This window comes from Paraburkholderia pallida, from assembly GCF_004524855.1.
Taxonomy (GTDB): Bacteria; Pseudomonadota; Gammaproteobacteria; order Burkholderiales; family Burkholderiaceae; genus Paraburkholderia; species Paraburkholderia oxyphila.
Genome location: NZ_CP038149.1, coordinates 2,218,386 through 2,237,983 on the forward strand (window position 1 = coordinate 2,218,386; position 19,598 = coordinate 2,237,983).

The 19,598-nt window shown below is 65.9% G+C and carries 19 protein-coding genes and 1 pseudogene; 8 read left to right on the forward strand and 12 right to left on the reverse strand.

The genetic code is table 11. From position 1 onward, the window contains the following. Positions 1 to 76 precede the first annotated feature (76 nt). Entirely contained in the window at positions 77 to 1,315 is a 1,239-nt protein-coding gene (locus E1956_RS25055) for a dienelactone hydrolase family protein (RefSeq protein ID WP_134753882.1), read from the forward strand. 58 nt (positions 1,316 to 1,373) lie between these two features. Here E1956_RS25055 and E1956_RS25060 read toward each other — a convergent pair whose 3' ends face one another. Continuing rightward, entirely contained in the window at positions 1,374 to 1,634 is a 261-nt protein-coding gene (locus E1956_RS25060; RefSeq protein WP_028218213.1) for a hypothetical protein, read from the reverse strand. 294 nt (positions 1,635 to 1,928) lie between these two features. On the opposite strand from E1956_RS25060, the gene E1956_RS25065 reads away from it, so the two are divergent. The 3 genes from E1956_RS25065 to E1956_RS25075 all read left to right on the forward strand — a co-directional run bounded on the left by E1956_RS25065 (position 1,929) and on the right by E1956_RS25075 (position 3,746). After that, positions 1,929 to 2,138 (forward strand): hypothetical protein, encoded by a 210-nt coding sequence (locus E1956_RS25065; RefSeq protein WP_134753884.1) that lies wholly within the window; start codon positions 1,929 to 1,931, stop codon positions 2,136 to 2,138. Between the two features lie 134 nt (positions 2,139 to 2,272). Continuing rightward, on the forward strand, positions 2,273 to 3,106 hold the full coding sequence (locus E1956_RS25070) for a peptidoglycan DD-metalloendopeptidase family protein (protein ID WP_232071607.1): 834 nt from the start codon (positions 2,273 to 2,275) through the stop codon (positions 3,104 to 3,106). Between the two features lie 22 nt (positions 3,107 to 3,128). Continuing rightward, the gene (locus E1956_RS25075; RefSeq protein ID WP_134753888.1) at positions 3,129 to 3,746 is read left to right on the forward strand and encodes a BPSL1445 family SYLF domain-containing lipoprotein; all 618 of its coding nucleotides are present in this window, start codon (positions 3,129 to 3,131) and stop codon (positions 3,744 to 3,746) included. An 86-nt stretch (positions 3,747 to 3,832) separates the two neighbouring features. Here the strand turns inward: E1956_RS25075 and E1956_RS25080 are convergent, their stop codons facing one another. Next, the gene (locus tag E1956_RS25080; RefSeq protein ID WP_134753890.1) at positions 3,833 to 4,627 is read right to left on the reverse strand and encodes a DNA/RNA non-specific endonuclease; all 795 of its coding nucleotides are present in this window, start codon (positions 4,625 to 4,627) and stop codon (positions 3,833 to 3,835) included. A 369-nt stretch (positions 4,628 to 4,996) separates the two neighbouring features. Beyond that, on the reverse strand, positions 4,997 to 5,356 hold the full coding sequence (locus tag E1956_RS25085; protein WP_028218210.1) for a DUF3564 domain-containing protein: 360 nt from the start codon (positions 5,354 to 5,356) through the stop codon (positions 4,997 to 4,999). A gap of 353 nt (positions 5,357 to 5,709) precedes the next feature. Between E1956_RS25085 and E1956_RS25090 the strand changes: the two genes are divergently transcribed. From E1956_RS25090 to E1956_RS25100, 3 genes are all read left to right on the forward strand, one after another. Beyond that, positions 5,710 to 6,132 carry a rubrerythrin family protein gene (locus E1956_RS25090; protein WP_028218209.1) on the forward strand — a complete coding sequence of 141 codons (423 nt, stop codon included), beginning with the start codon at positions 5,710 to 5,712 and terminating at the stop codon, positions 6,130 to 6,132. Positions 6,133 to 6,273: 141 nt separating this feature from the next. Further along, positions 6,274 to 7,623 (forward strand): heterodisulfide reductase-related iron-sulfur binding cluster, encoded by a 1,350-nt coding sequence (locus E1956_RS25095; RefSeq protein ID WP_134753892.1) that lies wholly within the window; start codon positions 6,274 to 6,276, stop codon positions 7,621 to 7,623. An 85-nt stretch (positions 7,624 to 7,708) separates the two neighbouring features. Further along, positions 7,709 to 8,290: a DUF3501 family protein gene (locus tag E1956_RS25100; protein ID WP_134753894.1), complete on the forward strand. Its 582-nt coding sequence runs from the start codon at positions 7,709 to 7,711 to the stop codon at positions 8,288 to 8,290. 25 nt (positions 8,291 to 8,315) lie between these two features. Here E1956_RS25100 and E1956_RS25105 read toward each other — a convergent pair whose 3' ends face one another. Next, the gene (locus E1956_RS25105) at positions 8,316 to 8,777 is read right to left on the reverse strand and encodes a GNAT family N-acetyltransferase (protein ID WP_134753896.1); all 462 of its coding nucleotides are present in this window, start codon (positions 8,775 to 8,777) and stop codon (positions 8,316 to 8,318) included. A 50-nt stretch (positions 8,778 to 8,827) separates the two neighbouring features. Beyond that, positions 8,828 to 9,085 (reverse strand): hypothetical protein, encoded by a 258-nt coding sequence (locus E1956_RS25110; RefSeq protein ID WP_134753898.1) that lies wholly within the window; start codon positions 9,083 to 9,085, stop codon positions 8,828 to 8,830. Positions 9,086 to 9,176: 91 nt separating this feature from the next. Between E1956_RS25110 and pdxR the strand changes: the two genes are divergently transcribed. After that, entirely contained in the window at positions 9,177 to 10,673 is a 1,497-nt protein-coding gene (pdxR, locus tag E1956_RS25115; RefSeq protein ID WP_134753900.1) for a MocR-like pyridoxine biosynthesis transcription factor PdxR, read from the forward strand. Positions 10,674 to 10,702: 29 nt separating this feature from the next. Here the strand turns inward: pdxR and E1956_RS25120 are convergent, their stop codons facing one another. The 7 genes and pseudogenes from E1956_RS25120 to E1956_RS25150 all read right to left on the reverse strand — a co-directional run bounded on the left by E1956_RS25120 (position 10,703) and on the right by E1956_RS25150 (position 19,562). After that, positions 10,703 to 12,007, reverse strand: a complete 1,305-nt coding sequence (locus E1956_RS25120) for an NAD(P)/FAD-dependent oxidoreductase (protein WP_134753902.1) — start codon at positions 12,005 to 12,007, stop codon at positions 10,703 to 10,705. Further along, complete coding sequence (locus E1956_RS25125) at positions 12,007 to 13,299, reverse strand: NAD(P)/FAD-dependent oxidoreductase (RefSeq protein ID WP_134753904.1); 1,293 nt, start codon at positions 13,297 to 13,299, stop codon at positions 12,007 to 12,009. The genes E1956_RS25120 and E1956_RS25125 overlap by 1 nt, the downstream gene beginning before the upstream one ends. Positions 13,300 to 13,360: 61 nt before the next feature. Next, positions 13,361 to 14,965, reverse strand: a complete 1,605-nt coding sequence (locus E1956_RS25130) for a DUF3138 family protein (protein WP_134753906.1) — start codon at positions 14,963 to 14,965, stop codon at positions 13,361 to 13,363. A 147-nt stretch (positions 14,966 to 15,112) separates the two neighbouring features. Beyond that, positions 15,113 to 16,033 (reverse strand): ABC transporter permease subunit, encoded by a 921-nt coding sequence (locus tag E1956_RS25135; RefSeq protein ID WP_134753908.1) that lies wholly within the window; start codon positions 16,031 to 16,033, stop codon positions 15,113 to 15,115. Further along, positions 16,030 to 16,980, reverse strand: a complete 951-nt coding sequence (locus E1956_RS25140; RefSeq protein ID WP_134753910.1) for an ABC transporter permease subunit — start codon at positions 16,978 to 16,980, stop codon at positions 16,030 to 16,032. The genes E1956_RS25135 and E1956_RS25140 overlap by 4 nt, the downstream gene beginning before the upstream one ends. 13 nt (positions 16,981 to 16,993) lie before the next feature. Continuing rightward, positions 16,994 to 18,144, reverse strand: a pseudogene (locus E1956_RS25145) (ABC transporter ATP-binding protein). A 296-nt stretch (positions 18,145 to 18,440) separates the two neighbouring features. Continuing rightward, positions 18,441 to 19,562 carry a polyamine ABC transporter substrate-binding protein gene (locus tag E1956_RS25150; protein ID WP_134753912.1) on the reverse strand — a complete coding sequence of 374 codons (1,122 nt, stop codon included), beginning with the start codon at positions 19,560 to 19,562 and terminating at the stop codon, positions 18,441 to 18,443. Between the last annotated feature and the right edge of the window lie 36 nt (positions 19,563 to 19,598).

Below are 19,598 nucleotides of genomic sequence, written 5' to 3' on the forward strand. Positions count from 1 at the left end.
CGCCGGCCTTGACCCGACGAGCAGCCGACCTTGACCCGACGAGCAGCCGACCACAAGGACAAAAGGAGACAAGCCGATGAACGGACAATGGACCCAGGTGAAGTCGCGCGACGGCGGCGAATTCCGCGCTTACACGGCGCTGCCGCCGGAAGGCAGCGGCCCGGGCCTCGTGCTGCTGCAGGAGATCTTCGGCGTGAACGCATCCATGCGCGCGCTGGCCGACCGTTACGCGGAAGAAGGTTACGTGGTGATGGTGCCGGACCTGTTCTGGCGCCTCGAGCCCGGCGTCGACCTGGGCTACGAGGGCGCCGACATGGCGAAGGCACTCGAGCTGCACGACCGCTTCGACGTCGACCTCGCGATGGACGACGTCGCGCAGACGCTTGCCGAGTTGCGCGCGCATCCTTCGCAGCGCGGCAAGGTGGGCGCGATCGGGTACTGCCTGGGCGGCCGGCTCGCCTATCTGGCGGCGGCGCGCACCGATGTCGATTGCGCGATCGGCTATTACGCCGTGGGACTCGAAAACACCCTGAACGAGGCCGCTACGATCCGCTGCCCGCTCATGCTGCACTTCGGCGAGATCGACCGCTGGTGTGACGCGGCCACGCGCGAGCGCATCGAAGCGGCGCTGGCGGGCAAGCCGGGCGTCGAGCTCTACACGTATCCCGGCTGCGATCACGCGTTCGCCGCGCCCTCGCGGCCCCAATACGACAAACCGGCGGCGATGATGGCGTACTCGCGCTCGCTCGCCATGCTGCGCCGCGTGCTCGGTCCCATCTACGACTTCAACGCGCTGTGGGAGGAGCACTGCTACCACGAGTTCGTCACGCGCAACCCGGACGACGTGATGCCGACGATGGTCGCGCAGCCCTACGTCAACCACATCCCGACGATGACGGGCGGCGTGGGCCACGACGAGCTCAAGCGTTTCTACACGCACCACTTCGTGCATTCGAACCCCGCCGATACGCGCCTGATCCCGATCTCGCGCACGATCGGCTCGGACCGCGTGGTGGACGAGTTCATCTTCTGCTGCACGCACGACCGCGAGATCGACTGGCTGCTGCCGGGCCTCGCGCCCACCGGCAAGTACTTCGAAGTGCCGATGCTCGCCGTGATCTGCTTTCGCGGCAGCAAGCTCTATAACGAGCACATCTATTGGGATCAGGCCTCGGTGCTCGCGCAGATCGGCGCCATCGATCCGACCGGGCTGCCCATCGCGGGTGCCGCGAGCGCGAAGAAGCTGCTCGACGAAACGCTGCCGTCCAACACGCTCATGCCTGCGTGGAAGACTAGCGAAGGCAAGCCGTTCTAGAACGGTTTGACGCGCGCCGATTCACCGGCTGTGGTGCGGCGATCGGTTGGCGCCGCGATCACTTAAACGGATTGTCGACGACGCCGGGCTTCGCGTCCGGCTCTTCCTTGACCTGTGCGGGCAGGTGCGGATCGGCCTGCAGTTTCGCGACCACGCTGTCGAGCGCCGCCTTCAGCGCGAGCGCGGCGGCGAGGCCGCGCTTGTCGCGCGTGAGTTCGAGCGTGCCCGAGAGCGTCACGCGCGTGGTGCCGTTCGTGAGCGTGAGCGCGTCGCCTTGTACGTTCAGGACGTCGTCGTCGTTTGCGTATGCGTCGAACACCTTGAGTTCCTCCTTGAGCGTGATGCGCCACGGCGCGAGGCCGCGCCGTGCGGGCTCGCATTATAAGAAGCGGCCCGCCACGTCATCAATTGTCATCGCAAAATCCGGCGCACTCCGCATCCGGCGCGCGTGAATGTGAAACCGGAGCCACGGGGGGCCGCGCCGCACACCGTTCACCTTGACGTGAATCAGAACCGGCACGCGAATCTGCTGCACTTTGCGGCAAACCCATGATCATGACGCACCTGCGCCGCGCGGCGCAGGCATTCCAGCAGGTCGAACAAGGAGCGCGTCATGGGAATTCTAGACAAGGGCGCCGGCATTGCCGCCGCCGTGGCCGCCGTCGAGGCACACAAGCAACTGAGCCGTCACGCATCACCGCTGGCCGGCGACAGCGTTGCCACGACCGGTTGCGGCGACTCGCGCGGTCGGGCGCGAGCCGAGCGCGCCGAAACGAAGCCGCACGAAGCGGGCGCGACCCGCGCGGCCGGCCAGCGAGTCTGACGATGCGGACTTTGCGTTTACCGCTTGCACCGCGCGTATGCGCGATGGCGATCGCCGCGGCATCTGTTTTAATGCTCGGCGCCTGCACGGTCACGCCGTGGCAGTCGTCCGCGCAACGAGGCGATGACGCCTCAGTGGCCGAAAGCGCGGGCGTCGCGTCATCGACCACCGCGACCGAAGCGCCGATCGAGACGCAAGCCCCGGTCGTCGTTGCCGAAGTGCCTGCGTCCAGCGCCACCGCCGATTTTTATCGCGTCAAGGCGGGTGACACGCTCAACCGCATCGCCGCCGCCCACAAGCAACGCGCCGCCGATATTGCCGCCTGGAACAAGCTGCCGGCTTCCGGCACGGTGAAGGTGGGGCAACTGCTGCGCGTGGCGCCGCCGGTGCAGGGGCTTGCGACTGCGCCCGCCGCGGCACCAGCGAAAAGCGTGGCCGCTTCCCCAGCGGCCCCGGTAACTGCGCCTGCGGCGTCCGCCTCGTCGGCGCCGGCTGTTGCGTCCTCAAGCGCGCGTGCTTCTTCAACGCCTTCCGCCACTGCGCCTGCACCTTCGGCCTCGACCAAGCCCACGCCCGCGCCGGCCGCCGCACGCACCAATGCCCGCCTCGCCTGGCCGGTGAGCGGCAGCGTCATCACGCCGTTCGCGGCGGGCAAGTCGCGCAGCATCGTCATCGCGTGCGCGCCGGGCGCGCCCGTGAAGGCTGCCGCCGCGGGCCGCGTGATGTACGCGGGAAGCGGCATGAAGGGCTACGGCAAGCTCGTCATCGTCAAGCACGACGCGCACCTGATCACCGCCTATGGCCGCAACGGCAGGCTGCTCGTGAAGGAGGGCGAAACCGTGAAGCTGGGCCAGCAGATCGCCACGAGCGGCGCGGATGCCACTGGCGTGGGCGCGCTGCTCTTCGAAGTGCGCGAGAACGGCAAGCCCGTCGATCCCGTCGCGCAACTGCCGCGCAAGCAGCCGTAGTTGAATGGGAGTGCGAAACAAAATGAACAGAAGACGATTCCTCGCGGCCGGCGGCAGCGTCGCCGCGTCGCTGGCGGTGCTCGCGGGACTTCCAGCGCTGAGTGCTTGCGCGGTGACAGGCTCCAGCGGCAGCGGCAACGCCGCCGAAGCTGCACAAGAGAACGCGCGCCGGCGCCGCGAGATCGACGCCGATGTCGATGCGGCACTCGAGCGTCTCTATGGCACGGTGAAGGGCTCGCGCGAGCTGATCGGCAAGTCCAGCGCCGTGCTCGTGTTTCCCGACGTGGTCGGCGCGGCCATTGGCGTGGGCGGCCAGTACGGACGCGGCGCGTTGCGTGCCGGCGGCCGCACGGTAGGCTATTTCAGCACGACGGCCGGCTCGTTCGGCTTCCAGATTGGTGCACAGTCGCGCGCCGTCTACTACGCCTTCATGACCCAGGGCGCCTTCGAACGCTTCAAGCGCAGCAGCGGCTGGAAGGTGGGGGCGGACGCCACCGTCGCGCTCGTGAAGATGGGCGTGAACGGTCAGGTCGATACGTCGACGGCCATCAATCCGATCGAGGCCTTCGTGCTCACCAACGCCGGCCTGATGGCGGGCGCCTCGCTCGAAGGCTCGAAGGTCTCCCGGCTGGATTTGTAGTGGCCGGAGGCGCTTCGATCATGGCGCTCAACCGGACGAGGCGTGCGCGGGCGCGCGAGTGAGTCGCACCTCGCCTTCGCCGTTTCCTACCAGCCCCATTTGCGCACGGCAAACGCGCGCCCGTTGAACGACACTTTCGTTTGCGCGGCCACGCTCGCGGGAATGCCCGGGAACGCAATGCCGCTTTGCGCTTCGAGATCGCGCACCGAGCGCACCTCGTAGCGATCGGCGCTCGCGTTGTCGGCCACGATGGCGAACGCGAGTTGCTGCGAGGGCACGTACACCACCTTGAAAATCTGCGTGGGCACCAGCACGCGCGACGCGCCGATCGTCTGCAACTGCGCGCCCGAGAAGAGCGGGCCGGTCACGACATAGGCGTCGCCGTATTTCGTCGCGAGCTTGCGCACCGCCGTTTCGATATGCGACCACAGGCGCTGATTGTTCTCGCGGTTCTGCGGCACCACGTTCGCGAGCGAGAACGATTCGGCCATGGCCTGCGGATTCCAGCGATTGCCCGCGGGACTCATGTGGCCGCGGTCGAAGCCGCTGCGCTTGTAATCGGCGAGCGTCGCGCCATCGCCTTCGGGCAGGCGATCGTCTTCGAAGAAGCGGTTCGTGCGCGTCATGTCCTTCGCGGCTTCGAGGTGGTCGCGCGTGATGTGCTCCGCCGACCAGAGCGGCCCATGGGTGACGCCCGAGTGCAGCACCACGTAATCGGAATAGCAGAGCATGTGCGTCTTCGGCGCCATGCGCTGGTTGGTCAGTGTGGGGAACTGGCCGTCGGGAACGAATTGGGCACAAGCGGGTGCGGCGGGCGCGGCGGGGGCGGCGAACGCATGGCCGGCAAGGGCCATGGCGAGGCAGGCAAACAGCTTCTTCATCGGCAAATCGGCAAATCAGCGAGTCGGGAATGGCCAGGGAACCCACAAGACGCGTGTGTCGTGCGCGCCGTGTTGCGTTCCTGAAAGGGCATGAAAGGGCGTGAAAGTATAGCGGGCGCGATCGTGCGCGGCCACATCGGGCAGAGGCCGCATGGAACGCCGATTGAGTGCCGATTGAGGCGCCGCTTGCAATGACGCCAGCGCACGCCGATCACGCTCGCCTGCGATGCGAGCGTTCACTCACGCGCCGCGAGCGCGTTCAAGCCGCGCGCGAAGCGCACCAAAACAAAGCGGCGTCGCCGGAAGGGCGACGCCGCATCATGGGAAGAGGGACGGAATGAATAAACGCGCCGGCGTGGCGCGGCGCCGTCAGCCTGCGAACAGCGCGTTTTCGGCGTGGACCATCTGCCGGTCCACGGCCTGCAGACGCCATTGACCTTCCATCGGCGCGTGCGAGGTCTCGCACGACCACGTGGCGTCACCGTGTGCCGAGCTGATTTCCTGGCGGCGGTTCACGTGCAGGCCGCGCAGGGTGCAGAGGGGGGAATCGTCGAGCGGCGCGCAGAGCGCCGTTACACCGTTTGCATCTCGCATCTCGCCCCAGGCAGGGAGGTCGATGCCTTCGTGCGACTCGCGCGACCAGCGTTGCTGGTCGGTGTCGAGCCAGAGCACGGCATAGTCGTGGTTGACGGTCGGGTCCGGGCCGTTGATCAAAATGGTCAATCGCATGTGAGCTCCGAAAGGGCTTCGAATGGGCGCGCCGGGCGGGACGCGCGAATCTGGCCGAAGTATTAGTGTAGGACGTATGGAACTGGGTTCAAGTCGTTAATTCATATATTGAGACAGGCTCTCCGTATGCGCCGGCCACATAAGCGTTCCCGCGCGTGCGGCACGGCGTCGCCCCGCGGCCGACCGGCCGGTTAGTCGACGGGCTATCGGCGGGATTGAAAATCACAATTGGGAACGCAAAGGACATTTCCTAGATTGATAGAGCGGCGTAGTCCGCGCTCACGTTCTGCTGCACCGCACGAAGATGCGCAGCGCCGCGTCCCCCCAAATCCGGAAGATTGAAGGAGGCATAGATGGCACAGCTCAAAGGCTCGAAGACGGAACAAAACCTCAAGGACGCCTTCGCAGGCGAATCGCAAGCGAATCGCCGCTACCTCTATTTCGCGGCCAAGGCCGACGTGGAAGGCCAGAACGACGTCGCCGCGCTGTTCCGCTCGACCGCCGAAGGCGAAACCGGCCACGCGCACGGCCACCTCGAGTATCTGGAAGCCGTCGGCGATCCGGCCACGGGCCTGCCCTTCGGCAGCTCGCGCCTGAACCTGCAGTCGGCGATCGCAGGCGAAACGCACGAATACACCGACATGTACCCGGGCATGGCCAAAGTCGCGCGCGACGAAGGCTTCGACGAAATCGCCAACTGGTTCGAGACGCTCGCCAAGGCCGAGCGCAGCCACGCGAACCGCTATACGAAGGCGCTGGAAGTGCTGGCCGACTAGGGCCGGCCGCATACGGCCTGCGCGAGCATTCGCGCAGCGCCTGCACGCCGCGCGCGGATGCGCCCGCGCGCGTGCGCTCGTGTGTGTCGCCGCGCGAACGCTCCCTTATAACCAGAAGAAACAACTAGAACTGGAGACGTCATGCCCCACAAGGAAGGCAGTCTCGAAGCGCCGACTCGCCACCCGCTCGACTGGCAATCCGACGCGTTCTACGACCAGGCGCAGCTCGATACCGAGCTCGCCCGCGTATTCGACATCTGCGCGGGCTGCCGGCGATGTGTCTCGCTGTGCGGCGCGTTTCCCGCGCTTTTCGATCTCGTCGACGAAACCGATAGCGGCGAAGCCCACGACGTCGACAAGGCCCAGTTTCCGAAAGTGGTCGACCAGTGCTATCTGTGCGACCTCTGCTACATGACGAAGTGTCCCTATGTGCCGCCGCATCCGTGGAACGTGGATTTCCCGCACCTGATGCTGCGCGCGAAGGCCATTCACTACCGCAACGGCGAGGTGCAGCTGCGCGACCGCGTGCTCTCGAACACCGACGCACTCGGCCATCTCGCGGGCATTCCCGTGGTCACGCAAACCGTCAACGCCGTGAACGGCACGAAGGCGATGCGCGCGGTGATGGAAGATACGCTCGGCGTGGACCGCCACGCATGGCTGCCTTCGTTCGCTACGCGCAAGTTCCGCAGCGCGGCGCGCAAGGCGGCGGCCAGCGAGGTGCGCGACGGCGAGCGCACACCGGGCAAGGTCGCGATCTACGCCACCTGCTACGTGAACTTCAACGAGCCGGGCATCGGCCACGATCTGCTGGCGGTGCTCGATCACAACGCCATTCCCTACGTGCTGGTGAAGAGCGAAGCGTGCTGCGGCATGCCGCTGCTCGAACAGGGCAACCTGGAGGGCGTGGCGAAGAAACAGGCCGAGAACATGCCGGTGCTCGCGCAGTACGCGCGCGAGGGCTACGCGCTGCTCGGTGCGGTGCCGAGCTGCGTGCTGATGTACAAGCACGAGCTGCCGCTGATGTTTCCCGATGACGCCGACACGCGCGCCGTGAGCGAAGCGTTCTGGGACCCGTTCGAGTACTTCGTGGCGCGCAATCGCGACGGCCTGCTCAAGACCGATTTCCGCACGCCGCTCGGCAACGTCTCGTATCACGTGCCCTGCCACGCGCGCGTGCAGAACATCGGCCGCAAGACCTCCGACCTGCTCTCGCTCGTGCCCGAAACCAAAGTCAACGTGGTGGAGCGCTGCTCCGGGCACGCGGGCACGTTCGGCGTGAAGAAGGAATTTCACGCGATGGCGATGAAGATCGGCACACCCGTGTTCAAGCAGATGGCGCAGAGCGAGCCCGATTTCATCTCCTCCGATTGCCAGCTCGCGGGACATCACATCGCGCAGGGCATCGAAGAGAACAAGCTCGGCAACGCCCAGGGCGGCCCGCCGCTTGCGCATCCGCTCACGCTGCTGCGCCGCGCTTACGGGATTTGATGAGGATAACGACGTAAATCGGGCCCGGCGCGTCAAGCCGGGCCGAAATGTTCACGCCGCCGTTTTAACGCATGAGGCACACTTGATGACGATCGCAAGAAACTCGCTGCTCTCGCTGGAAACCTATGCAAAGCAGCGCACCGAGATGCGCAACCGCATCATCGAGCACAAGAAGCGCCGCGCCGTGGCGCTGGGCAATCACCTCACCTTTCTCTTCGAGGACGAAGCGACGATCCGCTATCAGATCCAGGAGATGCTGCACATCGAGAAGATCTTCGACGAAGAGGGCATCCAGGGCGAGCTCGACGCCTACCTGCCGCTCGTGCCGGATGGCAGCAACCTGAAGGCGACCCTGCAGATCGAGTACGAAAACGAAATCGAGCGCCGCGCGGCGCTGGGGCGGCTCATTGGCATCGAAGACCACGTATTCCTGCAGGTGGACGGCGAGCCGCCCGTCTACGCGATCGCCGACGAGGACCTCGAGCGCGACAATGCCGAGAAGACCTCGGCCGTGCACTTCGTGCGCTTCGAGCTCACGCCGGAAATGAAAAAGCGCCTGCGCGAAGGCGCGGCGCTCACGATCGGCTGCGATCATCCGAACTATCGCGTGCCGGACCAGATCATCGACGGCGAGGTGCGCGAGTCGCTCCTGAGCGACCTGCGTTGAGGGCGCGCTCGAGGCTGCCTGGGCCTCACACGTTCTTGCGGTACATGACGAAGCCCGGCTTCTCGGCGACGCCGTCGTAAAGGCGCATCGCCGTGTGATTCGTCTCGTGCGTGTGCCAGTAGACGCGTTCCGAGTTCGCAGCCTTCGCGTGCGCATAGACCGCTTCGATCAGCGCGCGGCCCACGCCCTTGCCGCGCGCGTCCTCGCTCGTGAAGAGATCCTGCAAATAGCAGATCGGGCCGTCGAGCGTGGTGCTGCGGTGATAGATGAAGTGCACGAGGCCGACCACGCGCTCGCCTTGCAGCGCGACGAAGGCGTGCATGGGCTCGTAGCCGTCGAAGAAGCGCGTCCAGGTGGTCTGCGTGAGCGCCTCGGGCAGCGCGGTCGGGCCGAAGCGGCCATAGAAGCGGTTATAGCCGTCCCAGAGCGGGCGCCATGCGTCGTAGTCCGCAGGCGTGACGGGGCGTACGTGGATCGTCGGGCTCAAATTCGTTCTCCTTGGGTTTGTAGGTTCGTATCGGCGCCGGCGCCCTGGCGTCAACGCTTTGCCGCGCAATCGGTCAACGTTTCGAGTGCTTGCTCACGGCGCTGTGCGTCCTGCGCGTGCAAGGCGCTCGCGGCATCGCCCGCACAGGCGCGATACGCGTCGCGCGCGAGCGCTGCCGGGTCCGCACGCCTGTACACCAGCGCCGCAAGCACGAGCGCGATGGCGGTCACGCATGCAGTGCGCGCGCCGGCGTAACGCCGGCCAGGCGCCGTTCGCGCGCGGTTCCGGGCGGGCCGCGTGATCTCCATGGCATTCTCCACTCGAAGACAGGCGTCAGCGTAAGCGTTTTGTGGCACCATTGTTAGTCCCACTCAAGCCACAAAATATGGAGCCACGAGATTGGACTACGCGCTGATGATGGCGGCTTACGAGCGCAAGGCGCGCGCAAGTGCGTCGCGCCGGCTCACGCAACAGGACTTGCTCTACGAGAGCCTGCGCCGCGCGATTCTCGACGGCGATATCGTGTGCGGCACGCGCCTCGCTTCGAGCCGCACGCTGGCCGAGGAGCTGGGCATCGCGCGCAATTCGGTGCTCTACGCGTATGAGCGGCTCGTGGAGGAGGGCTTCGTCGCGGCCACGCGCCATGGCTCCATCGTCAACCACGTGAAGCCTGCCGCTGCGCAGCCAGCCGCCCGTGCGGAGCCGCGCGACGACACCGCGCGCCTGCTCTCGCGCCGCGTGCGCGAGCTGCCGCCGCGCCGCGCGTCAGGCGACGCGGCAACCGCGCTGCGGCCCGGCACGCCCGCGCTCGATGCCTTTCCGCTCGCTCAGTGGCGCACGGCGGTGGAGCGCGCCTTGCGCGAGGTGGACGCGAGCGAACTGGGCTATGGCGACAGCGCGGGCCTGCCGGCGTTGCGCCACGCCATTGCGCAATACGTGCGTGTCTCGCGCGGCGTGCGCTGCCAGCCCGACCAGGTGTTCATCACGGACGGCACGCAAACGAGCCTCGATCTTTGCGCGCGCTTCTTCGCGGACGCAGGCGAGCGCGTCTGGATCGAGAATCCGGGCTACACGGGCGCGCGCGTGACGATGCAGGCGGCGGGGCTCACGCTCGTGCCGGTGCCCGTGGATGCCGCGGGCATGGCCGCGCGCGAGGAGGACTGGCGCGTGGCGCCGCCGCGTCTCGTGTATCTCACGCCTTCGCATCAATATCCGCTCGGCTGCGTGCTGAGCCTCGAGCGGCGGCTCGCGCTGATCGAGCATGCGCGCGCGTGCGGCGCGTGGATCATCGAAGACGACTACGACAGCGAGCTGCGCCACGACGGCCCGCCGCTGCCGTCGATCCAGGGCCTCGCGGACGACACGCCCGTGATCTACCTCGGCACCTTCAGCAAGACGCTCTTTCCGGCGCTGCGCATCGGCTTCATGGTCGTGCCGCGCCAGGCGGTGGCGCAGGTGGCGACTGCGCATCGCACGCTCATGCGCCAGGGCCGCGTGGCCGAGCAGGCGGCGCTGGCGGACTTCATTGAAAGCGGGCGCTATGCGCGGCATCTACGCCGTATGCGCAAGCTCTACGAGACGCGCCGCGATGGGCTCGTGGCTGCGATCGAGAAGCATCTGGCGGGGCTCATCACGGTGTCCGCCGACGCGGGCGGCATGCACCTGAGCGTGCGCCTGGACGCGCCGCTCGCCGACGTGGACGTGAGCGAGGCGGCGCGCGCGCATGGCCTCGCGCTTTCGCCGCTCAGCGCGTTTTGCCTCGATGGTCCGGATGGGCGCGATGGGTGGGAGCCAGTGCGATACAACGGCTTCCTGCTCGGCTATGCGGAGGCCACGCCGGAGGCGTCGGATGCGCTCATGGAGACGCTGGCGGGGGTGTTGAGGGCGATGCTTTAGCGTGTCGCGAAGGATCGCTTGGTGATCCTTTAAAACATCTCCATCACCCGGTGATACATCATGCCGATCTCGAGTGCGGGCCTGCGCCATGCGGGGCCGCCCGGGAAACGCGCATGGCGCACGCGCGAAAACAGCTCGAACGACGTTCGCTCGCCGGCAATGGCCTGCGCGACCACACGCCCGGCAATGCCCGTGAGCGCCACGCCGTGCCCCGAAAACCCCTGCACGTAGTAATAGTTCGGATCGACGGCGCCGAAGTCGGGCGCGCGATTGCGCGTGACGTCCACGAAGCCGCCCCACGCGTATTCCACGCTCACGCCTTCTAGCTGCGGAAACACGCCGGTCATGCGCTGCTTCATGGCATCGGTGAGTTGCGCGGGCGCCGCACCCGTCGAATCGGCGCGGCCGCCGAACAGCAGGCGGTCGTCAGCGGAAAGGCGGAAGTAGTCGAGAAAGAAATTGTTGTCGCAAATGGCTGCGCGGCCGGGAATCAGCGCATCGGCGCGCGCGCGTCCGAGCGGCTCGGTCGCGATGATGTACGAGGCAATGGGCGCGATGCGCGCGGCCACGGGCGCGGGCAGCACGCCGCCCGGCGCGGCGTTGCAGCACGACACGACGAAGCGGCAGCGCACCTCGCCGCGCGCGGTTTTCACGACCGGCCGCGCGCCGCGCACCACGTCGAGCGCGCGCGAGTGCGCAAAGAGCTGAGCGCCTTCCTTGCGCGCGGCATCGGCGAGACCCAGACAGTATTTGAGCGGATGCAGGTGTCCTGAGACGGGATCGTAGACGCCCGCCAGATAGCTCTGCGAATTCACACGCGCGCGCGTGGCATCCGTGTCGAGCCATTCGAGCTTGTCGTAGCCCCAACGCGTGCGGGCGGCGTCCATCCATGCGCGTAGGTCGGGCGCGCGCTTTGGCTTTGTCGCGACCGTCACATAGCCCGGCGTGAAATCGCACGCGATGCCGTAGCGCGCGATGCGCTCGCGCACCAGGGCCACGCCCTCGATGGACAGCGCCCACGCCGCGCGAATGCCCTGCTCGCCAAGCTGCTTTTCGAGCACCTCGTCTTTGGCGAAGCCCACGAGCGTCTGTCCGCCGTTGCGCCCGGACGCGCCCCAGCCGGGCCGGTGCGCGTCGAGCACCACGACCGATAGCCCGCGTGCGCGGCACTCCAGCGCCACCGAGAGGCCCGCGAAGCCCGCGCCGATCACGCACACGTCGGCCTCGATCGTGCCCTCGAGCACGGGGTCGTCGTCGGCGGGGCGCGTGGCGGTGGCTTCGTAGTACGAGTGGCGGGCGAGCACGTCCGCCTGGGCGTCGAGGTCGAGTGTCATCAGAGCAAATCCTTCATTCGATACCAGGCCATCGCGAGCACGAGGGCCGGGGTCCGCAGTGTAGCGCCGCCGGGGAAGTCGCGGTGGCGGATCTTTCCGAACAGGTCGAAGCGTGCGGCCTGGCCGTGAATCGCGTCGGCGATCAGCGTGCCCGCGAGGCCCGTGGTGTTCACGCCGTGCCCCGAAAAGCCCTGCGCGAAATACACGGTGGGCGAGAGGCGGCCGAAGTGCGGTGCGCGGTTCATCGTGATGTCGACGAAGCCACCCCACGCGTATTCGACCTTCACGTCGGCGAGCTGCGGGAAAGTCTTGAGCATGTCGTTGCGCATCGCCTCGCCCAGGTTGCGCGGCGCGAGCTTCGAATAGCTCACCTTGCCGCCCCACAGGAGGCGGGTGTCGGGCGCCGGGCGGAAGTAGTCGAGCACGAAGCGGCTATCGCAGACGGCGGCTTGCGCCGGCATCAACGTTGCCATGCGCGCGGCGCCGAGCGGTTCGGTCGCGATCACATAGGTGCCGACCGGCATGATCTTGCGCGCGAGCTGCGGCGCAAGCGCGCCGAGATACGTGTTGCACGCGAGCACGACGAACTTCGCGCGCACCTGGCCCTGCGCCGTTTCGATCGCATGGCCGCCATGCTCGTCGCGTATGCGCGTGACCGCGCTGTTTTCGAAGATTTGCACGCCCGCGTCGCGCGCCGCGCGTGCAAGGCCGAGCGTGTAGTTGAGCGGATGCAGATGTCCGCTATCGGGATCGTAGATGCCGCCCGGATAGCGCGCCGATTTCACGTAGTGGCCCACGCCGGTGCCATCGACATAACGGAACCGTTCGTAGCCGAAGCGCTTGGCCGCTTCGTCGCGCCAGCGCTTGAGTTCGTCCACGTCGCGTGGCTTGTTCGCGGCGGTGAAGTAGCCCGGTGTGAGCGCGCAATCGATCTTGTGCTTCGCCACGCGCGACTTCACGATGTCGAGCGTTTCGAGGCCCATCGCCCACATCTGCTTGACCTCGCCCTCGTTCATGAATTGCGCGAACGTGTCCATGCCGCACGCGAAGCCGCCGATCAACTGGCCGCCGTTGCGCCCGCTCGCGGCCCATCCGACTTTCGACGCCTCGAGGAGCGCGACCCGATAGCCGCGTTCGGCGAGATTGAGCGCCGCCGAAACACCGGTGAGACCCGCGCCGATCACACAGACGTCGGCATCCAGCGTGCCTTGCAGGGCGGGGTGGTGGATCGTGTCGTTGACGGTGGCCGCGTACCACGACGGCGCATGAGGCTGATTGGCGAATTTGAGCATAGAGGGAGCGTACAAAAAAATGCGGGCGGCGGGGTGTAACCCGCCGCCCGCGACGTACCCGTCAGAACGAGTAGATGAACTGCGCGCCCAGCAGGTCGTTGCTCTTGCTGTACGAGCCGTCGTCGCGCAGGAACACCTTCTGCGTGGCCCAGTCGTGACGATATTCAACCTTCACGGTGACCTGCTGCGTCGGATAGAACAGCAGATCGAGGGCTACGTCCTGACGCGTTGCGCCGTTGCATTCGAAGCCATGACCACCGTTGGCCTGCGAAGTCGCCAGGCACTCCGAACCGACGCCGAAGCCGTTGTACGGATCCATGCCGTTGCCGTTGAGCGCGATGCCGCCACCGCCGCCGCCGTTCTTGCCGTCGGCGAGCACGTCGTAGCGCGCGGTCACGCCCATGCGGCCCACCACCGGCGCGTTGAACTTGCGGTGCGCGAGCAGCGAGAGACCGTACCACTGCGCATTGCCGCCGTTGAACGCGGCGCGCTGCTGCTGGCCGTAGTCGAGCTCGGCGTTGTACTGGATGTCCGCGAGCGTGTAGGTCGCGTCCATTTCGCCGAAGAAGAAGTAGCCGCCCGAGCTCGTGGCCTGGCCGCCCGGACCGTAGACGAACTGGCCGGTCGTCGGATCCTGCGCGCTCGACAGCGTCTGGCGGCCCACGTTGAACGAACCACCGATATCGAGTGCGCTCGACCACGTGTAGTCGGCGCGCGCCGTGAAGGTCGGGATCTTGTTGCTCGTCGTGATGGGGTCGCCCAGCGCGTTCGTGCCGGTCTGCGTGACCGCGCCGTAGGTACGGTACTGCTCGTTGCCGACCATGAACTTGAAGGCCCACTGGCTGCTGTCGGGCGAGTAGTTCCAGCCCACGCCCACATAGCTGCCCGGATCCGAGAAGTCATAGAGCAGGTTGTGCGTGAGGGTGAGCATCTGGTTCGACTGCTGCACCTCATAGCCGCCGAAGCTCGGCATGAGACCGGCCACGAACGTGCCCGTGGCCGTCACGGGCACCGTGATGACCGCCGTGTTCAGGATGTTGTTGCCGATGTCGCCATGCTCGTTGGCCAGCAGCGTGATGCCGTTGCCGCGGTTGGGCATGAGCGTGATTTCGGCCGAAGGCGCCATCGGGCCGACACCGAAGGTCTTCTTGATGTCGAGGTAGAGGTCGCCGAACGTGCTGTTAAAGTAGTTATACGAACTTTCGTGGTTCGCGAACAGGAACGACGACGTGCCGGGGGCACGGTTGTAGATATACGTCGGGTCGATATAGCCCGTGACCGAGAGGCCCGCGATCGGGCCGGTGTTGGCCGCGTCGGAGAGCGAGTCCACCTTCAGCTGCTGGCTCGCGATCTGCTGCTTCATCGAGTCGACGTCGTCGTTGGTCAGGTGCGCAGGCTGCTTGCCGTAGTCGGGCGAGGACATGTCGACGGCCGGCGCGGCAGCGGCTGTCGTTGCGGCGGCCGCGCCCGTGGCGGCGGTGGCGCTCTTCGCCGTGCCCTTCGCGCCCGTGTTCGATGCAGCAAGCTCGTTCTTGAGCGATTTCACCTCTTTTTGCAGCGCGTTGAGCTGCTGCTGCAGGGCCTTGATCTGATCGCTGGTCGAGTCCGCAAAAGCGAGCCCTGGCAGTGCCCCGGCCACCAGCAGACAGATTAATTTCTTCTTCATCAGGATTCTCCTTATGGATCGTTATGGCAGGCGCCCTGGCGTGTCTTTCCCCTGTGCCGCCGGGCGTTGCGCGCGGCGCGCGCCGCAGCCTGCGAACCGCGCGCGCCGCTTTAGGTGGACTGCGTTCTGTGGACTGCGATCCGGCGATCAGGCCGCGCGCCGGCCAAGCGGCGAGCCGACCGCGCCCGCCGGTGCGCCCTGCACGGCGCCCTGCACCGCTTCCGAGGGATCGGGCTGCACGAAGGCCATCTGCATGTCGCGCATGCGCTTGCGTTCGCGGGCCGACATGATGTAGTTGGCCGCGATCACACCGATCGTCACCGCGCTGATGAAGAGGGTCGCGAGTGCATTCATCTCCGGATTCAGGCCCAGACGCACACGCGAGAACACCACCAGCGGCAGCGTCGTCGAGCCCGGACCCGAGAGGAACGCGGAGAGCACGAGGTCGTCGATCGAAAGCGTGAACGAGAGCAGCCAGCCCGAGATGAGTGCCTGCGAGATCAGCGGCAGCGTGATCACGAAGAACACCTTGAAGGGCGTGGCGCCGAGATCGAGCGCGGCCTCTTCGAGCGACTTGTTCAGCTCCTTCACGCGCGACTGCACGATGATCGCCACGTACGAGACGCACAGCATCACGTGGCCGATCCACATGGTCAGCACGCCACGGCCCTTCGGCCAGCCGAGGAACTGCTCCATCGCGACGAACAGCAGCAGCAGCGAGATGCCCTGGATGACTTCAGGAATCACGAGCGGCGCGTTGATCATGCCCGCGAACAGCGCGAAGCCCCGGAAGCGGCCCATGCGCGCGAGCACATAACCGGCCCACGTGCCGATCGCAATCGACGCGAACGCCGTCATCAGGCCGATCTTCAGCGAGAGCCAGGCGGCGGTGAGGAGCTCGTCGTCCTGCAGCAGCGCGGCGTACCACTTCAGCGAGAAGCCCGACCAGACGGTCACGAGCTTCGATTCGTTGAACGAATACACCACGAGGCTGATGATCGGGATATAGAGGAACAGGAACCCGAGCGTGAGCACGCCCGTGGACAGGGTGCGGTTGGGCTTGATCATTTGCGGTCCTCCATTTCCTTGACCTGGTAGTGCTGGAAGAGGGCCATCGGCACGAGCAGCAGCACCACCATCGCGACCGTCACGGCCGATGCCATCGGCCAGTCCATGTTGTTGAAGAACTCGTCCCACATCACGCGGCCGATCATGAGCGTGTCCGCGCCGCCGAGCAGTTCGGGAATCACGTACTCGCCCACTGCCGGGATGAACACGAGCAGGCTGCCCGCGATGATCCCGTTCTTCGAGAGCGGCAGCGTGATGCGCGTGAACGCGACCCAGGGCTTGGCGCCCAGGTCATAGGCGGCTTCCAGCAGCGTGAGGTCCATCTTCACGAGGTGCGCGTAGAGCGGCATCACCATGAAGGGCAGGTACGAATAGACCATGCCGATATAGACGCCGGCATCGCTGTGATAGAGGCGCAGCGGCGAGTGGATCAGGCCGATCGCGATGAGCGCGTGATTGAGCAGGCCGTCGTCCTTGAGGATGCCGATCCACGCGTAGACGCGGATCAGGAACGAGGTCCAGAACGGCAGCATCACGGCCATCATCAGTACGTTGCGCGTGGCGGGGTTCGAGCGCGCGATGTAGTAGGCGATGGGGTAGCCGATCAGCAGGCAGAAGAAGGTGGAGACCGCGGCCATCTTCAGCGAGCTGATGTAGGTGGCGACGTAGAGGCTGTCCTGCAGCAGGAACACATAATGGCCGAGCTGCAGCGCCAGGTGCACCATGCCGTCCTTCATCTCGACGAGGTTCGAGTAGGGCGGCACGGCCATCATCTGGTCGGCGAAGCTGATCTTGAGCACGAGCACGAACGGCACGGCAAAGAACAGCGTGAGCCACAGGAACGGAATCCCGATGACGGTGGTGCGGCCCGAAGGCACGAAGCGCGAGAGGAAGCGTGCGAGCGTGCCGCGCGAGGCGGCCGTCGTGGAAGGTAAAGTCGTACTCATGTCGGCATCTCCGTTATTGCGTGAGCACGACGCCGCTGGCGGGCGACCACGAGACATAGACGTCGTCGTTCGGGCCGGCGCGCCCTCGTTCATGAGGTGCGAGCTGGAGAGGTTCGAGACGACCACCTTGCCGCCGGGCAGGCGCACGTGATAGAGCGAATAGCTGCCCATGTAGGCCACGTCCTTGACCACGCCACGCGCCCAGTTGTGCGGCGTGGTGGGCTTCTCGCGCGTGACGCGCACGCGCTCGGGGCGCACGGAGATGCCCACCGGCATGCCGAGCGGCCCGGTGATGCCGTGGCTCACGTACATGCGCGCTTCGAGGTCCTCGCTTTCGACGTAGATGTGATCGGGCTCGTCTTCGACGACCTTGCCTTCGAAGAGGTTGGTCGAGCCGATGAACTCGGCAGAGAAGCGGCTGTTGGGGAATTCGTAGACGTCGTTGGGCGAGCCGATCTGCACGATGCGGCCTTCGCTCATGACGGCGAGGCGGTTGGCCATGGTCATCGCCTCTTCCTGATCGTGCGTGACCATCACACAGGTGACATCGACCTTCTCGATGATGTTCACGAGTTCGAGCTGGGTCTTCTGGCGGATCTTCTTGTCGAGCGCGGACATCGGCTCGTCGAGCAGCAGCAGCTTCGGACGCTTGACGAGCGAGCGGGCGAGCGCGACGCGCTGCTGCTGGCCGCCCGAGAGCTGATGCGGCTTGCGCTTGGCGTAGCGGCCCATCTGCACGAGGTTAAGCGCATCGGCCACGCGCTCCTTGATCTCGTTCTTGGGCACGCCTTCCTGCTTCAGGCCGAACGCGACGTTCGACTCCACGCTCATGTGCGGGAAGAGCGCGTACGACTGGAACATCATGTTGACGGGGCGGCGATACGGGGGCAGCGTCGCGAGGTCTTCGCCGTCAACGAAGATCTTGCCCGAGGTGGCGGCCTCGAAGCCGGCGAGCATGCGCAGCAGCGTGGACTTGCCGCAACCCGAGCTGCCGAGCAGCGCGAAGAGCTCGTTCTTCGCGATGTTCAGGCTCACGTTGTTGACGGCGACGCTGTCGCCGAACTTCTTGACGACGTTTTCGATGCGCACGAAAGCGTCGCGGGAGCTGGCCGCGGCGGTGGCGCGAGCGGCTTCGGAGGCGTTGACTTGGGACGTCGAATTCATGATGTAACCTGGGTTCCTTTCTGATCGCGGTACGGCATGTCCTTGCATGGCGTGGGCAAATGCGGGCGCGAGTGGCCCCGCACGGGGCGCAAATGCGACTCGCGGACCTTAGTACTGCGAACGGAGCTCGTTGGAAACTGGCGCGTCGGTTTCAAATAAGGGGGCGGCGCGCACAGCCGGACTTCGAACAGCAAACTTCTGGCGGAGAGGGGTCGAGCGATCCCTCTTCCGCACGTTGTCTCCTTCCTTCTCCTTCGGTTTTCTTCCGGGGGCGGGCGGCCGCCCCGTTCAGTCGATCAGTGGCCGGTCTTCAGCTGCGACCACAGACGGTTTTCGAGGCGCAGGATGTCGGCCGGCATCGGCTTCATCAGCGTCATTTTCTTGAGCACGTCTTCCGACGGATAGACCGTCGGATCCTGAGCGACCCCCGCCGTCACGAACTGGTGCGCGGCCTTGTTTGCGGTGGGATAGAACACTTCGTTGGTGATCGCGGCGTTGACCTTCGGATCTTCGATGTAGTTGATCCACTTCATGGCCGCTTCGGGGTGCGGAGCGTCCTTGGGCACGACCATCACGTCGAACCACAGCAGGCCGCCTTCCTTCGGATTCGCGAACTTGATGTGATACGAGCGCTTCGCTTCCTCGGCGCGGCGGTGGGCGATGCCCACGTCGCCGGACCAGGCAAACGCGACGCAGATGTCGTTGTTCACGAGGTCGTTGATGTAGCCCGAGGAGTTGAACTGGGTGATGTACGGGCGGACTTTCTTCAGCACTTCGAACGCCGCCTGATAGTCGGCCGGGTTCGTGCTGTTGGGGTTCTTGCCCATGTACTGCAGCGTGGCCGCAAAGGCGTCGACGGCCTGGTCGAGGAACGAGACGCCGCAGCCCTTGAGCTTCGAGAGGTATTGCGGATCGAAGATCAGTGCCCAGCTATCCACTGGCGCGTTCGCGCCCAGCGCCTTCTCGATCGCTTCCTGGTTGTAGCCGACACCGTCGGTGCCGAATGCCCAGGGCACGCCGTACTGATTGCCCGGATCGGCGTCGGCAATCATGTGCATGAGCAGCGGATCGAGGTTCGCGAGATTGGGGAGCTTCGACTTGTCGAGCTTCTGGTAGACACCGGCCTGAATCTGCTTGGCCATGTAGTTCGAGGTCGGCACCACGATGTCGTAGCCCGAGCTGCCTGCGAGCAGCTTGGCCTGCAGCGTGTCGTCGCTGTCGTAGTTGTCGTACTTCACATGGATGCCCGTCTGCTTCTCGAAGTTCGGGATCGTGTCTTTCGCGATGTAGTCGGACCAGTTGTACACGTTCAGTGCGTCGTCGGCGGCGCGAGCCGTCTGGCTCGAGGTCGCCGTGAGACCCGCACAGACGGCAAGCGCGGCCACTGCGACGGCATGACGAAGATGTCTGACACTCATGTTGAATTCCCCAGAAGATAAAAGTTGGCGGGCGGC